Origin of the sequence: Streptomyces chrestomyceticus JCM 4735 (assembly GCF_003865135.1) — a bacterium.
Classification (GTDB): Bacteria; Actinomycetota; Actinomycetes; order Streptomycetales; family Streptomycetaceae; genus Streptomyces; species Streptomyces chrestomyceticus.
Genome location: NZ_BHZC01000001.1, coordinates 298,718 through 315,542, shown reverse-complemented (window position 1 = coordinate 315,542; position 16,825 = coordinate 298,718). Strand labels below are relative to the sequence as shown.

3 protein-coding genes are annotated in these 16,825 nt (G+C 74.0%); all 3 read right to left on the bottom strand.

Annotation, left to right across the window (positions count from 1 at the left end; all coding sequences use genetic code 11):
* Nucleotides 1–31: 31 nt before the first annotated feature.
* Nucleotides 32–8,572: a type I polyketide synthase gene (locus tag EJG53_RS01375; protein ID WP_371858783.1), complete on the bottom strand. Its 8,541-nt coding sequence runs from the start codon at nucleotides 8,570–8,572 to the stop codon at nucleotides 32–34.
* A 124-nt stretch (nucleotides 8,573–8,696) separates the two neighbouring features.
* On the bottom strand, nucleotides 8,697–13,607 hold the full coding sequence (locus EJG53_RS01370; RefSeq protein WP_125043132.1) for a type I polyketide synthase: 4,911 nt from the start codon (nucleotides 13,605–13,607) through the stop codon (nucleotides 8,697–8,699).
* Entirely contained in the window at nucleotides 13,604–16,813 is a 3,210-nt protein-coding gene (locus EJG53_RS01365) for an AMP-binding protein (protein WP_125043131.1), read from the bottom strand. Before EJG53_RS01365 ends, EJG53_RS01370 begins: the two co-directional genes overlap by 4 nt.
* Nucleotides 16,814–16,825: the final 12 nt, after the last annotated feature.

Below are 16,825 nucleotides of genomic sequence, written 5' to 3'. Positions count from 1 at the left end.
GGGACCAGTTCCTCCGCGGTTCTGCGCTCGGTCAGGGCGTGCCGAACTCGGCGTCGATGAAGGCGAACAGCTCCTGTTCGCCGGCGTCCTCGATGTCCTGGCGTACGTCGTCGGGCCGGGCCCCGCCCGCGCTACCGGCGTCCTGCCACTGCGAGAGCAGTGCCTGGAGGCGGACGGCGACCCGGGTGCGTGCGGCGGCGCCCGTGTCCATGGCCGCCAGCGCCCCGGCCAGGTCGTCGATGCCCGCCAGGACGGCGGCCTCCGCGGCGTCGTCGTCCGGCTCCAGTTCGGTGAGCAGGAAGTCGGTGAGCTTGGCGACGCTGGGGTGGTCGAAGGCGACGGTGGCGGGCAGGCGCACGCCGGTGGCGGCCATCAGACCGTTGCGCAGCTCCACCGCGGTGAGGGAGTCCAGGCCCAGGTCGCGCAGTTCCCGTTCGCCGGTACCGGCCAGTTCCTCGTACCCCAGGACGACGGCGACCTGCCGGCTGACCCGGTCGAACAGCAGACGGCGCCGGTCCGCCGGGGACGCGGCCGCGAGCGTACGGCGCAGCTCCTGCCCGTCCGTGAGCGAAGCCCCGGCGGCGGCAGTGCCGTTCGCCGTGGAGGGCCCTTCGAGCGCGAAACGGGGGCCACGAGGCGCGAGTTCGCGCAGCAGCGGAGGTACGGAGCCGGAGCGTGCCACCGCACCGGCGTCGAAGCGCATCGGTACGAGCGTGGGACGCCCGGACGCCACCGCGACGTCGAACAGCCGTAGCGCCTCCTCCGTAGGGAGGGTGAGCATCCCGGCCCGGGCCATACGGGCCAGGTCCTTGTCGGTCACATGGGCCGTGACGCCGGTGCGCTGTTCCCACATGCCCCAGGCCAGCGAGGCGGCGGGCAGGCCGAGGGCGGCACGGTGCTCGGCGACCGCGTCGAGGAAGGCGTTGGCGGCGGCGTAGTTGCCCTGCCCAGGAGCGCCGAAGGTGGCGGCGCTGGAGGAGAACAGGACGAACAGCGCCGGATTCGCCTCCCGGGTCAGTTCGTGCAGCCACCAGGCCGGGTCCGCCTTGGGGCGCAGCACACCGCGCAGCCGGTCGGGCGTCAGGGAGCCGATCACACCGTCGTCGGCGACACCGGCCGCGTGCACCACACCTGTCAGCGGACGGTCCAAGGAGGCTATGGCGTGGGCCAGTTGGGCCCGATCGCCCACATCGCACGTCACATGGCGGACCCGGCCGTCCGGCCCGTCGCCGGCCTCCGGGGAAGCGGCGGGCGCCGGGCGGCGGCTGAGCACGGTGACGTGCGGCGCGCCGAGGTCGAGGAGGTGCCGTACGGTCACCGAGCCCACGCCGCCCGTGCCGCCGGTCACCAGGACGGTTCCCTCGGGGGACAGGTCCGGGAGCACACCGTGGCCGGTCACCGGTGGGGCGGTGCCCGACTCGGTGGGCTCCCTCGGCACGGTCGTCAGCCGGGGTACGAACATCGTGCCCGCCCGCACCGCCGTCTGCGGTTCGCCACCGGCCAGCACCTTGCCCGCGAGGTCGGCGAGCGACCCGGGTTCGTCCAGGTCCAACAGGACGACACGGCCGGGGCGTTCGGTCTGCGCGGACCGGACCAGGCCCCACACGGCGGCTGCCGCCGGGTCCGTGACCTCCTCGTCGGCGACCCGGACCGCGCCGTGGGTGACGATCAGCAGGGGGCCGGCGTCCTCGTCCGCCTCCGCATCCGTGCTGGCTTGCAGTTCCGCCAGCACCCGATCGGTCCAGGTGTGCATCCGGTCGACGACGGACGTACGGTCGCCGGGAGCGGGCGGGGGGATCACGAAGTCCGCCACGGCCTCCGGCGCGGAGGCGGCGCCGTCGTCCTCGGAGGCGACGGCGTCCACGGGCGTCCAGCGCACCGCGAACAGCTCTCCGGCGAGCCGGTCACCCGCCGTCCGGTCACCCGGTGCGGGAAGCCGGTCCCTGGGCACCGCGCGCAGCGTCAGCGCGTCCACGCCGAGTACGGGGCGGCCGTGCTCATCCCAGACCAGCAGCTCGACGGTGTCCGGAGCCTCCGGCCGGGCCGCCATCCGGACCCGCGCCCGGGCCACCGCGCGGTCACCGCCGCGTACTCCCGACCAGGAGAACGGCACCCGGCCCGGCTCGTCGGACGTGTCGAGGAGCTGGGCGGCGTGCTGGGCCGCGTCCAGCAGCGCGGGGTGCACCGTGCCCGCGGTGAGCGGTCCGGCCGCCTCGGGCAGGGCCAGCTCGGCGAACACCTCGTCCGCCCGGCGCCAGGCCCGCACCAGCCCACGGAACGCGGGCCCGTAGTCGAAGCCGTGCTCCGCCATCCGCGCGTACAGGTCGCCGGCGTCGAGCGCGGTCGCACCCGCGGGCGGCCATACGCCCGGGCCCTCGGGCAGCGGGCCGTCGGCGGCGCCGAGCACACCGGTGGCGTGCCGCGTCCACGAAGGCTCCCGGCCCTCGCCCCCGTCCCCGGGCTGTCGGGCGTACATCTCGACGGACCGCTGCCCGGTCCCCGGCTCCGGCCCGCTCACGACGACGCGCAGCGGCACCGCCGCGTCGCGCGGCACGACCAGCGGCACCTCGACCGTCAGTTCCTCGACGCGCGGGCTGTCCACCTCCCGGCCCGCCCGCAGCGCCATGTCGAGCAGCGCGGCACCCGGCAGCAGGACGGTGCCCAGCACGGCGTGATCGCCCAGCCAGCCGGTGGCGCCCGCTGCCGACACCTGGCCGGTGCAGACCATGCCCTGGCCACCGGGCAGTTCGACGCCGGCGCCGAGCAGCGGGTGGTCCAGCGTCCGCTGCCCCGGCGCCGCGGCGGACCTGCCCCGGCCCGGCTCCAGCCAGAGCCTGCGGTGTTCGAACGGGTACGTCGGCAGGTCGACCGACAGTCCGCCCGCCACCATGCGGGCCCATTCCACGTCGCGCCCCCGGACGTGCAGTTCGGCGAGGGCGGTCAGCAGGGTACGTACCGCCGGGCGGCCCCTGCGGGCCACGCTCACCGTCAGCGTCCCGGCCTCCTGCTCCGCACCGCCGGCCGCCAGGCATTCGGCGGCCGAGGTGGCGAGGACCGTGTCCGGCCCCAGCTCGCAGAAGTCGGTGACACCGGCGGCCCGCAAGGTGCTCACGGCGTCGTGGAACCGTACGGCGTCGCGCACCTGTCGTACCCAGTACCCGGCGGAGCAGAGGTCGGCCGGATCGGCGAGCCGCCCGGTGACGCCGGAGACGACCGGCAGGTGTGGCACCTGGTAGTCGATCTCTTCGGCCACGGCTCGGAACGCGTCCAGCACCGGGTCCACCAGCGGGGAGTGGAAGGCGTGACTGACCCGCAGCGGGCGCGTCCGGTGGCCGCGGTCCCGCAGGGCGGCGACGACCGGCGTGAGGGCGTCCGCGGCCCCGGACAGCACGACGGACGCCGGGCCGTTGACGGCCGCGACCGCCACCCGGTCCTCGTGCCCGGCCAGCAGCGGCAGCACCGTCTCCTCGGAAGCCTGTACGGAGACCATCGCACCGCCGCCGGGCAGCGCACCGAGCAGCCGCCCCCGGGCCGCGACCAGCCGGCAGGCGTCGCGCAGCGACAGTACGCCCGCGACGTGCCCGGCCGTCAGCTCGCCGATCGAGTGCCCCACCAGGTGAGTGGGACGGATGTCCCACGCCGCCAGCAGCCGGAACAGCGCCACCTCGACGGCGAAGAGGGCCGGCTGGGCGAAGGCGGTGTCGGTGACGGACACCGGGCCCGGCCCCGCCGCGTGCTTCTCGGGCTCGACGGCTACGGGCTCCACGGCTACGGGCTCCACGGGCTCTTCGGCCAGCAGCAGCTCCCGAACGGTCCGCCGGAGCGGCTCCTCGAAGTGGGCGCAGACCTCGTCCAGGGCACGGGCGAACTCCGGGAACGCCGCGTACCACTCCCGCGCCATGCCGATCCGCTGCGCCCCCTGGCCGGTGAAGAGGAAGGCATGACCTCCGCGCGCGGTCGCCGTGCCGCTGACGACATCGGGAGTCGGCCTGCCGTCCGCCAGCGCGGCCAGTGCTTCGCGGGTGCCGCTGACGACCACGGCGCGGTGTTCGAACGTCGAGCGGGTCGTGGCCAGGGAGCGGGCGATGTCCTGCGGGGCGCGGTCCGGCCACCGGTCGGCGAGCTGCCGGGCCCGCGCGGCGAGAGCCGTGGGCGTACGGGCGGAGAGGACGAGGGGGAGCGGAGCCGGCTCGGCCGGGCCCGGCCCCTGGTCGGCAGGGGACGGGTCCGCCGGGACCGGAGCGGCTTCGATCACGACATGCGCGTTGGTGCCGCTGACGCCGAAGGAGGAGACGGCGGCGCGGCGCGGGGTGCCGGTGGCTTCCCAGGGCGTTGCCGTCGTCAGTAGCTGTACGGGCCCGGCGGTCCAGTCGATGTGCGGGGAGGGTTCGTCCGCGTGCAGGGTGCGCGGCAACTGCTCGTGGCGCAGGGCCATGACCATCTTGATGACCCCGGCGGCCCCGGCGGCGGCCTGGGTGTGCCCGATGTTGGACTTGACCGTGCCCAGCCACAGGGGGCGTTCGCGGCCGGGGCCGTAGGCGGCGAGCAGGGCGTTGGCTTCGATGGGGTCGCCGAGGGTGGTGCCGGTGCCGTGGGCTTCGACGGCGTCGATGTCCGAGGGGCCGAGCCCGGCGTCGTGCAGGGCGTCCCGGATCACGCGTTGCTGGGCGGGTCCGCTGGGGGCGGTGAGGCCGTTGGAGGCGCCGTCCTGGTTGACGGCCGATCCGCGCACGACGGCCAGGACCTGGTGGCCGTTGCGTTCGGCGTCCGACAGCCTTTCCACGACCAGGACACCGACGCCCTCGCCCCACCCCACGCCGTCCGCCGTGGCACCGAAAGCCTTGCAACGCCCGTCGGGCGCCAGCCCACGCTGACGGCTGAACTCCACGAACGCCGTCGGACTGCACATGACCGTCGCACCACCGGCGAGCGCCAGATCGCACTCGCCCTGACGCAGCGCGCGCACCGCCAGGTGGAGGGCCACCAGGGAGGACGAGCAGGCCGTGTCCACGGTCAGGGCCGGGCCCTCCAGGCCGAAGGCGTACGCCACCCGGCCGGACGCCACACTGGCCGCCCCACCGGTGGTGGCGTACCCCTCCAGGTCACCCGGCACGTCCTGCGGGCGATTGGCGTAGTCCTGCAACGCGAGGCCGGTGAAGACGCCCGTACGGGTACCGCGCAGCCGGGTCGGATCGATACCGGCCCGTTCCACCGCTTCCCAGGAGACCTCCAGCAACAGCCGCTGCTGCGGGTCCATGGCGAGGGCTTCCCGGGGGCCGATGCCGAAGAACGCGGGGTCGAACCCGGCGGCGTCCGCGAGGAAACCGCCTTCCCTGGCGTACGTCGTGCCGGGGTGGTCCGGGTCGGGATGGTGCAGCCCGGCCAGGTCCCAGCCGCGGTCGGCGGGGAACGCGGAAACCGCGTCGCGTCCGTCGCGCACCAGCTCCCACAGGTCTTCGGGCGAGGCGACGGCGCCGGGGAAACGGCAGCCCATGCCGACGATCACCACCGGGTCGTCCCCCGGGCCGTCCACCGTGGCGGCGGTCCCGAGGGCCGGGCCGCCGAGGGTTCCGGGGCGGCCGGTCAGCCGGTCCACCAGATGTGCGGCCAGGGCCAGGGGCGTGGGGTGATCGAAGGCCAGGGACGCGGAGAGGGTGAGCCCGGTGGCGGTGGCGAGCCGGTTGCGCAGTTCGACCGCGCCCATCGAGGTCAGCCCGGCGTCGCGGAACGCCCGCCGAGGGTCGAAGGCCGCCGCCCGCGTACCGTCGTCGGCCGCGTCGCCACCGGCCGTACCGGCACCGGGGCCGCCCAGCACCTGGGCGCAGGCGTCCGTCACCAGGCGCAGCACCTCGTCGTCGGTGGTGACGGTGGGCGCGGGTGCCACGTCGGGCGTGTCCCCGGGCCCGGCCGGTACGGCATCCGCTCCGGCGTTCGTGGTCTCGGCGGACCGCTCCCGCACGTCGGCGAGCCAGTACCGCCGGCGCTGGAAGGCGTACGTCGGCAGGTCGACGTGCGGCGCTTTGGGCAGTACCGCCGGCCAGTCGACCCGACCGCCGCGTACATGCGTCCGTGCCACCGCCGCGAGCAGGGTGGCCACTTCGGGCCGGTCCCGGCGCATCAGCGGTACGGCGAGCGAGTCGCCGTCCGTCAGGCATTCCTGGGCCATCGCCGACAGCACACTGTCCGGGCCCAGCTCCAGGAACGTACGGGCCTCGTCGCGCTCCAGCTCCCGTACGGCGTCCAGGAAACGCACCGGTGAGACGATGTGCCGCACCCAGTACTCCGCCGATCCGAAGTACGCCGGATCGACCGGCCCGCCGGTCAGCGTGGACACCACCGGCACGGCGGGCGTCCCGAAGGAGGCCCGCGCCAGCGCGGACCGGAACGGTTCGAGCACCGGCCGCATCAGCGGCGAGTGGAAGGCATGGCTCACCCGGAGCCGGCGGGTCCGGTGCCCGGCTGCCGCGAAGCCGGCCGCGAGCTCCAGTACGTCGTGCTCGTCGCCGGAGAGCACCACGGCCTCCGGCCCGTTCACCGCGGCGAGCGCGACCCGTCCTTCGTACGCGGTCAGCCGCGCGCGGACCTCGGCCTCGGGCGCCTGCACCGCGACCATCGCCCCGCACTCCGGCAGCGCCTGCATCAGCGCCGCCCTGGCCGCGATCAGCCGCGCGGCGTCCGGCAGTGTCAGCACACCGGACACATGGGCCACCGCGAACTCGCCGATGGAATGCCCGGCGAGCACGTCGGGCACCACGCCCCAGGACTCCAGCAGCCGGAACAGGGCGACCTGTAGCGCGAAGATCGCCGGCTGGGCGTATTCCGTACGGCGCAGCAGGGCAGCCGACGGCGAACCGTCCTCCGCCCGTAGCACCTCGTACGGATCCTGGTCCAAGTGGGGCGCGAGCGCCGCGCAGACGTCGCGGAGCGCGACGTCGAACGCCGGGAAGACGGCGGCCAGTTCAGCCCCGGCGCCCGGCCGCTGCGACCCCTGGCCGGTGAAGAGGAAGCAGGTGTCACCCTGCACCGGGCGGCCGGTGACCACCTCGGCCTGGTCGGAGACACGGCCTTCGGCCAGAGCCCGGGTTCCGTCCAGAAGTCCCGCCATGGACGGGCCGAGCACCACCGCGCGGTCCCGGAGCGCCGCCCGGCTCACGGCCAGCGCCCGCGCCACACCCACGGCGGTCTCCTGCCGCCCGGGCAGCCATGCCGCCAACGATTCCGCCTGCGCGCGCAGGGCCGGTTCTCCTTGTGCGGACAGGAGCCAGGGGACGACGGCGGGCTCCTCGACCAATGGTGCTACGGGAGGTACGGGGCGGGCGGCTTCGAGGACGAGGTGGGCGTTGGTGCCGCTGACGCCGAAGGAGGAGACGGCGGCGCGGCGCGGGGTGCCGGTGGCTTCCCAGGGTGTCGCCGTTGTCAGCAGTTGTACGGGCCCGGCGGTCCAGTCGATGTGCGGGGAGGGTTCGTCCGCGTGCAGGGTGCGCGGCAATTCCTCGTGGCGCAGGGCCATGACCATCTTGATGACCCCGGCGGCCCCGGCGGCGGCCTGGGTGTGCCCGATGTTGGACTTGACCGTGCCCAGCCACAGGGGGCGTTCGCGGCCGGGGCCGTAGGCGGCGAGCAGGGCGTTGGCTTCGATGGGGTCGCCGAGGGTGGTGCCGGTGCCGTGGGCTTCGACGGCGTCGACGTCCGAAGCGGTCAGCCCGGCATCGCGCAGCGCTTCACGGATGACCTTCTGCTGGGCGGGTCCGCTGGGGGCGGTGAGGCCGTTGGAGGCGCCGTCCTGGTTGACGGCGGAGCCGCGGATGACGGCCAGGACGTGGTGGCCGTTGCGTTCGGCGTCGGAGAGCCGCTCGACCGCGAGGACCGCGGCGCCTTCGGCGAAGGCGGTTCCGTCGGCCGTGGCGCTGAAGGCTTTGCAGCGTCCGTCCGGCGCCAGTCCGCGTTGGCGGCTGAACTCGATGAAGGTCATGGGGGTGGACATGACGGTGGCGCCGCCGGCCAGGGCGAGGTCGCATTCGCCCAGTCGCAGGGACCGTACGGCCAGGTGCAGGGCGACCAGCGACGACGAGCACGCCGTGTCGACCGTCAGCGCCGGGCCCTCCAGTCCGAGCGTGTACGCGATCCGCCCCGACGCCACGCTCCCCGAAGCACCGATCCCCAGAAAGCCCTCCAACTCGCCAGGCGCGTCCAGCACCCCCTCGCCGTGGTCGTGCGTGATGCCGGTGAACACGCCGACCTTGCGGCCCGCCAGGGCATGCGGATCGATGCCCGTACGCTCCACCGCTTCCCAGGCCACCTCCAGCAACAGCCGCTGCTGCGGGTCCATCGCCAGCGCCTCGCGGTCCGAGATGCCGAAGAATCCGGCGTCGAAAGCGGTCGCGTCCGCCAGGAACCCACCGCGTTCGGTGAAGGGCGGACCGCCCGTTCCGGCGTCCGCGCGGCGCAGCCGGCCGAGGTCCCAGCCGCGGTCCGCCGGGAAGTCCCCGGTCGTCTCACCGCCGGACGCGACGACGTCCCACAGCGCCTCGGGGGAGTCGACGCCCCCGGGGAAGCGGCAGCCGATCCCCACGATCGCGACCGGCTCCCGGGTCCTGCTCAGCGCGTTCCGGGTGTGCCGCAGTTCCCCGGTGACCTGCTTGAGCAGGCGGCGCAACTGGTGGTCGTCGTTCATCGGGTGCCCCCGTCCGGTGTCCTCACGAGATGCCGAATTCACGGTGGATGAGACCGGCGACCTCGTCGTCGGTGGCCGTCTCCCAGTCGATGTCCGGGTCGATGTCCTGGTTGGTTTCCGGGTCGGTGCCCTGGCTGATGTCCGGGCGGGCGGTGTGCGAACCGTTGCCGGAGGAGCCGTCCGGTCGGCCGGGTTCCTGGTGGGCCAGCGTCCGTAGCCGGGCGCGCACTTCGTCGAACCCTTCCGCCGTGTCCCCGGCCTCCCGCAGCAGCGCTCCGATCGCTTCCAGGTGCGTCAGGGCACGCGCGGCGGCGGACTCCGCAGCCGCCGGTCCTGCTTCCACTTCCGTACCGGGCCCGAACAACTGCGTACGTACATGGGCCGCCAGCGACGCGGGGTCCCGCTGCTCGAAGACGACGGTGGTCGGCAGCCGCAGCCCGGTGGCGCGGTTGAGGCGATTGCGCAGCTCGACCGCGGCGAGCGAGTCGAAGCCCTGGTCCCGGAAACTGCGGCCGTCCTCGACCTCGGTGGCGGAAGCCCGGCCCTGCGCGGCCGCCGCGCTCTCGCGCACCAGCCTCCGTACCGCTTTCTCCTGCTCCTTGACCGTGGCGGTGGCCAGCCCTTGGAGCGGACCGCCCGACGGCTCGGCGGTCGCGGCCGGGCTCTCCGGGGGCAACAGGTCCCGGAGGAGCGGCGACGGGGCCATGGTGCTCCAGTCCGCGTTGACCACGGCGACACGGGTCTCGTCGCGGTCCAGCGCGGCCTGCAACGCGCGCAGGGCGGGCTCCGGCGCGAGCGAGGCCGTGCCCCGGCGGCGCAACTGCTCCTCCACCTCCGGCGCGGCGATCCCGCCGCCCTCCCAGTGGCCCCACGCGATCGCCGTCGCCGGAAGACCCAACGCACGGCGGTGCTCGGCGAGTGCGTCGAGAAAGGCATTGCCCGGCGCGTAGTTGGACTGGCCGGAGAGCGCGCAGACACCCGCGATGGACGAGAACATGACGAACGCCGACAGCTCCGCGTCCCGCGTCAGCTCGTGCAGATTGACCGCCCCGACCGCCTTGGCCCGCAGCGCCCGCGCGATCTGCTCCCGGGTGAGATCGCCGAGCAGCGCGTCGTCCAGCTCCGCGGCAGCGTGCACGACCGCGTCGATACGGTGCCCCGCCAGGACGACGGCCAGCTCGTCCCGGTCGCCGACGTCACAGGCGGCGACGGTCACCCGCGTACCGGCGGCGGTCAGCTCGGCGACCAGGTCGTCGGCGCCGGGCGCCGCCCGCCCACGCCGCCCGAGCAGCAGCAGATGCTCCGCGCCGCGCCCGGCGAGCCACCGCGCCACATGGGCGCCGAGCGACCCCGTGCCACCGGTCACCACGACGGTCCCCGTCTCCGGACGCCAGTCACGGAGTACGGGCGCGTGCGCCAGCGGTGCCCGCCGCAACCGCCGCGCGAGCACGCCGGCAGGCCGTACGGCCAGTTCGTTCTCCTCGCCCCGGGCCCCCACGAGGACGTCCACCAGACGCAGTACGTCCGCCTCCGTGGGCTCCGGCGGCAGATCCACGACGCCGCCCCACACCCCGCCGCACTCCTGGTCGGCGACCCGGCCTAGGCCCCAGACGAGTGCACCTGCCGGGTGGGTGACGTGGTCGGTTCGGTCGACGGTGACCGATCCGGTGGTGACGGACCATAGTTGGGGCACTGTGCCGGAGCGGTCGTCGTGACCGGCTTGTGCTGCCTGTACGGCCTGGAGGACTTCGACGGTGCAGGCGAAGCCCGCCGGGGCCTCCGACGCGGACGTGAGCAGCGGGTCGTCGGCGAGCGCCAGCAGGGACAACACGCCACGTACCGGGTGCGCCAATGCCTCGGTCAGCACACGGTAATCCGGGGCCTCCGGGTCGATCCGTACGACCGTGGCATGCCCGGCACGGCGGCTGAACGCGTCGATCAGCGACGCGACAAGGCCGTCGAGCACCGAGCGCCGGGAGCCCGTCGGCACCAGCACCAGCCAGTCACCCGCTCCGGTGCCGGGCGCCGGGACGGTGACGGGGGCCCACTCAACCTGGTAGCGCCATGCGTCCAGCGCGGCTTCGGTCCGCAGTTCGTCGCGCCAGGCGAGCAGCCTGGGCAGAACCAGCCCGAGCGCCTGCCGTTCGTCCTCCGCAAGGCCGTCGCCGCCGCTTTCCTTGGCATCGCGCGCCCGTTCCAGCCGCTCCCAGAACCGCTCGTCCTCGGCAGCCCCTTCTCCGCCCTCTTCCGTGATGTCCAGCCAGTGGTGTTGGTGTTGGAAGGGGTAGGTGGGGAGGTTGGTGGTCGGTTGGTTGGTGTGGGTGGGCCAGGTGATGGTGTGGCCGTGGGTGTGGAGGTGGGCGGCTGTGGTGTGGAGGTGGTGGGTGTCGGGGTGGTTGCGGTGGAGGGTTCCGGTGGTGTGGATGCGGGTGTTTTCGTGGGTGGTGGCGGTTTCTTCGATGGCGGGGGTGAGGACGGGGTGGGGGCTGGTTTCGATGTAGGTGTGGTGGCCTGCTTGGAGGAGGTGGGTGATGGCGGTGTGGAACTGTACGGGTTCGCGGAGGTTGCGGAACCAGTACTCCGCGTCCAGCTCCTTGGGCTCCGCCCAACGCCCGAGCAGCGTCGAGAAGAAGGGAATCCGTGCTTCCCGGGGCCGGACCGTGCCCAGGGCAGCGACCAGCTTCTCCCTGATGGTCTCGATCTGGGGGGAGTGGGACGCGTAGTCGACCGGGAGGAGTCGGGTGCGGGCGCCGTGGGATTCGGCGGCGCGGGCGAGGGCTTGCTGGACCTGGTCGGTGGGGCCGGAAATGACAGTGGTTGCAGGGCTGTTGACGGCCGCGATGGTGGTCTGCTCGGGGAGCAGGCCCTGGACAACTTCCGCCGGGAGGTTGATGGAGGCCATGGCGCCCTGGCCAGTCAGGGGAAGGAGGGCTTGGGCTCGGAGAGCGCTGATACGGGCCGCATCGGCGAGGGTGAGGGCGCCGGCGATGTGGGCGGCGGCGATCTCGCCCTGGGAGTGGCCGGTGACGGCGGTGGGGTGGATGCCGAGGTGCTGCCAGGTACGGGCGAGGGCGACGTACACGGCGAACAGGGCGGGCTGCACCACGTCGACGCGGTCGAGGGCGGGGGAACCGGGGGCACCTCGTAGGACATCCGTCAGCGACCAGCCGACCCAGGGAGCGAGGGCGTCCTCGCACTGGCCGATCCAGTGGGCGTATGTGAGGTTGCTGTCCAGGAGTTCGGCGGTCATGCCCGGGTACTGGCTGCCCTGACCTGGAAAGACGAAGACCGGCCCGGCCCCGGTGGGCCGTACGGTGCCCCGGACGAGGGCCGGATGCTGCTGGTGTGTCGCCAGCGCGGTGAGGGCGGCTTCCCGTTCGTCAGGACTGGTGGCGGTCAGGACGGCGCGGTGGGGGAAGGTGATGGTACGGGTGGTGGCCAGGGCGTGGGCCATGGCCTGCGGGGGAACGCCGGGGTGCGCGGCGATGTGGGTGAGCAGACGTTGGGCCTGAGCGGCCAGAGCCGGTTCCGACTTGGCCGACAGCACCCACGGCATGTCCGAAGGCATGTCCGAGGGGAGGCCCGAGGGAACGTCTGCGGAGGTGTCCCGGCCTTCGTCGTCGCCGCCCGGTTCCGCCACCTGATCCCGAGACGGCGCTTCGAGGATGAGATGCGCATTCGTCCCGCTGACCCCGAAGGAGGAGACGGCGGCGCGGCGCGGAGCGTCCTCCCCGGAACAGGACCAGGGGGTGTTCTCGCCGAGCAGGCGCACGGCCCCGGACGCCCAGTCGATGTGCGGGGACGGCTCCTCCGCGTACAGGGTGCGCGGCAGTTCCTCGTGCTGGAGCGCCAGCACCATCTTCAGCACGCCGGTGGCTCCGGCGGCGGCCTGAGTGTGTCCGATGTTGGATTTCACCGAGCCCAACCACAGTGGCCGCTCGCCTGCGCGGTCGCGCCCGTACGTGGCCAGCAGCGCGTTCGCCTCGATCGGGTCGCCGAGACCGGTCCCGGTGCCGTGGGTTTCGACGGCGTCGACGTCCGAAGCGGCCAGCCCGGCATCGCGCAGCGCCTCACGGATGACTTTCTGCTGGGCGGGTCCGCTGGGGGCGGTGAGGCCGTTGGAGGCGCCGTCCTGGTTGACGGCGGAGCCGCGGATGACGGCCAGGACGCGGTGGCCGTTGCGTTCGGCGTCGGTCAGGCGCTCGACCGCGAGGACGGCGACTCCTTCGGAGAACGCGGTCCCGTCGGCCTCCGCGCCGAATGCCTTGCAGCGTCCGTCAGGCGCCAGCCCGCGCTGGCGGCTGAACTCGACGAAGGTTGCCGGAGTTGCCATGACGGTGGCGCCGCCGGCCAGGGCGAGGTCGCACTCGCCCAGTCGTAGGGACCGTACGGCCAGATGCAGGGCGACCAGCGACGACGAGCACGCCGTATCGACGGTCAACGCCGGTCCCTCCAGGCCGAGCGTGTACGCGATCCGCCCGGACGCCACACTGCCCGAAGCACCGATGCCGAGCAGGCCCTCGAATTCACGCGCCTTCGTCTTGGATACACGTCCGTGCGGCGGCTGCCCGTAGTCGTGGTACATCAGGCCGGTGAAGACGCCGGTGCGGCTGCCGCGCAGCGACTCCGGGTCCAGCCCGGCACGTTCCACGGCTTCCCACGACACTTCCAACAACAGGCGCTGCTGCGGATCCATGGCGAGGGCTTCCCGGGGGCCGATGCCGAAGAAGTCCGCGTCGAACAGCCCGGCGTCGTGCAGGAACCCGCCCTCCCGGACGTACGACGTGCCGGGGTGGTCGGGGTCCGGGTCGTACAGTGCGGCCAGGTCCCAGCCACGGTCGGTCGGGAACCCGGAGATGGCGTCCCGCCCGTCCCGTACGAGCTGCCACAGGTCCTCGGGCGAGGTCACCCCGCCCGGGAGGCGGCAGCTCATCCCGACGATGGCGACCGGCTCCGTCGCCGAGGCATTCGCTCCGTGCGGCGAGTCCTCGGGGCGGCGCGGCCGGAGAGGCGCGCTTCGAGGTGTGCGGCCACGGCGTACGGGGTCGGGTGGTCGAAGGCCAGCGACGAGGCCAGGCTGAGTCCGGTGGCGGTGGCCAGGCGGTTGCGCAGTTCGACGGCGCCCCGCGACGTCAGTCCGGCGTCGCGGAAGGCCCGCTGCGGGTCGAATGCCGTGGCGCCGGGGCCGTCCAGCACCTCCGCGCACGTCTCCACCACGAGATTCAGCAGGCCGCTCGCATGGCGCGGCGCCGCCGCGTCCCCGCCCCCGCCCGACGGCTCTTCGGCGGGCGGACGGGCGGCCAGGACTGCTTCCGTACGGCCGAGGGCCAGGTCGAACGCCGCGGTGAGCCCGCGCTTCGACAGGCCGCCGGCCGGCAGGGCGAGGGCGAGTGCGGGCAGCCCGAGCGCCTGCCGGTGCCGGGCCAGGGCGGCGGCAGCCACCGGTACGGGGCCGGCGCCGTCTTCCGTCGGGTCGACGGTCACGAACGTCTGCACGTGCGCGTCGGCGGCGAAGCGGTCCAGCGCCAGCAACATACCGATTTCTGCGGCCAGTTCGTCGGCCTCGTCGCCGTCCGGGGCGCACGAAGCGTCGGCGGCGGTGGTGTCCGGAAGGATGTGGAGCACGCCGGTCACCTGTCGCTCCAGGCGCTTCAACGCGGCGTTGAGGGCCCCGCTCTCCGCGTCCGCCGACGCGTCGCGAAGGATCAGCGTCACGTGCGTCCCGAGGCGTTCCAGTTCCGTACGCAGCGCGGCGAGGTCCGTTCCTGCGGCTCCCGCCGGGCTCTTCGCACCCGCCGGGCCCTTCGTCCCCACCCGGTTCTTCGCCCCGACGAGTACGAGACGGCGGACCCGATGGGCCGTGACCAGGTGGCGGGCGAGCGTGGCTGTCAGCGGCGAGTCGGTGCCCGTCAGCAGCAGGGCGTCGTGCGGGCCGAAGGCCGCGCCGGGCCGGGCGGCGACGGGCGCCGCTACAGGGACCGTCAGCGCGCCGTCGTGCCACGTCACCTCCGGCTCGCCCGAATACAAGGCCGCCGCCAGCAGACCCGGGGAGCAGGCGGGCGCGCCCGGGGGCAGCGCGAGGACGGTGACCCGCTCGTCCCGGCACGCCTGCATCAGCCCGCGCACGGCAGCCCGTACGAGCGCCGCCCCGGCCACAACCGAGCCCTCCGCCGCTGCCGCTTCCGGCTCCCGGACCACCACCAACAACCGTGCCCTGTCGTCGCGTTGACCGGCCAGCCACTCCCGTACCTGTGCACCGAGCGCCGCGACCTCCCGTACGGCAGCAGCGAGGTGATCCGCGCCGCTCTCCGGCCTGCTGACGGGGACAGGCTCGGGGAAGAGCACGACGCCCTCCGGTACGTAGTCGCTGCAGCCCTCGGCCACCGCCGCCAGGTCCGGGTAGCAGCGCACCTCTCCACCGAACCGCTCCACCGCGGCCCGCGGGAAGTCCTCGTACGCGCCCGTCGCCGCCCCGCCCACCACGGCCCACCGCAGCCCGCCCGACCGCTCGCCCTCCGCCCCGCGCAGCGTCCGCCGCCCCACGCCGGACACCCGGCGGTGACTCACTGCGTTGACGGCCCACAGCCGGGCCGGGCAGTTCTGCAGCCGGTGCCGCATGACCTTGCCCGACGCGGCGGTACGCGGCACCTCGGGGACGAGGTACAGCTCCTCGGGCACCTTGGTCGCCGCGAGGCTCTGCCGGCACGCCGCGAAGACGTCCTCCGGGCGCGGCTCCGGACCGTCCGGCCCCGCGCCCGTCACCAGGAACGCCACCGGAACCTCGCCCAGCAGCTCGTGCGGCGCGGCGGCCACCGCGGCGTCGGCCACCCCCGGGACGGAGCGCAGCACGTTCTCCACCTCGGTCGGGTGGATGTTCTCGCCACCCCGGATGATCACTTCCTTGATCCGTCCGGTGATGCGGTGGAACCCGGCCTCGTCCCGGCGGGCGAGATCGCCCGTGTGGTACCAGCCGCCGCGCAGCGCCTCCTCGGTCGCCTCCGGATGCCCGTGGTACCCGGCGAACAGGCTCGGACCGCGCACCCACACCTCGCCCTCCGCGCCCACTGCCACGTCGGCGCCGGAGTCCGGATCGACCAGCCGCAGTTCCAGGCCGGGCACCGGCAGGCCGCACGAACCCTCCACACGGGCGCCGGTCGGCCGGTTCACGGTCATCAGGCCGCACGTCTCGGTGCTGCCGTAGCCGTCGAGCAGCCGCTGCCCGAACGTCTCCTCGAACGTGCGGTGCAGCGTCGGCGAACTGGCCGCGCCCGCCACGAAGCAGCGCCGCAGCCCCCAGTCGCGGGGCGGCAGATCCCGTGCCGCAGCCGTGAGCTGGTGGTACGTGGTGGGCACTCCGGCGAGGAAGGTGTAGCGGCGGCGCGTCAGCTCCTGGAGGACGTCTTCGCCGGTGAGGCCGTCCTGGACATGGGCCGTGGCGCCGACGGCGGTGACGCCGATGACGCACAGCACATGGGCCAGACTGTGGAACAGGGGAGTGGGCCACAGCACCTCGTCGTCCCGGGAGAGACCGAGGACCGGGGCATAGCAGGCCGCGACCGACCACAGACAGCTCCGCTGGGTCGACAGCACGCCCTTGGGGAGCCCGGTGGTCCCGGAGGTGTAGAGCATCCACGCGACGTCGTCCAGCCCGAGGTCGTCGCGTGCCGGGATACCGGGATCGGTGGCGCACAGGGCCTCGAACGACAGGGCGCCGTACCGGGCCGGCGGCTCCGGCCCGGTCACCACCACCCGCAGATGGGGGCGGGTGGCCTGGAGCGGACGCACCTGGTCGAGGTGGGCGGGGTCGGTGATGAGGACCCTGGCCCCGCAGTCGTCCAGGAAGTACGCCAGCTCGCTCTGCGCGGAGAGCGGGTTGAGCGGGACGCCCACCCCGGCCGCCCGCGTGATCGCCAGGTAACTCTCGATGTTCTCCACGCGGTTGCCCAGCAGGATCGCCGCCCGGTCGCCCGGCTGGAGGCGGGCCCGCGCCAGATGGCCGGCCAGCCGTGCGGTGCGCCGGTCCAGTTCCGCGTAGGTGACGGACCGCCGGGCGTCGCGGAAAGCCGTCTTGCCGCCCGCCCGTTCGGCGTGCGCGCGCAGCAATTGCGGCAACGGCGCGATCAATTCGGTCCGGAACACCTCGCCACGTCC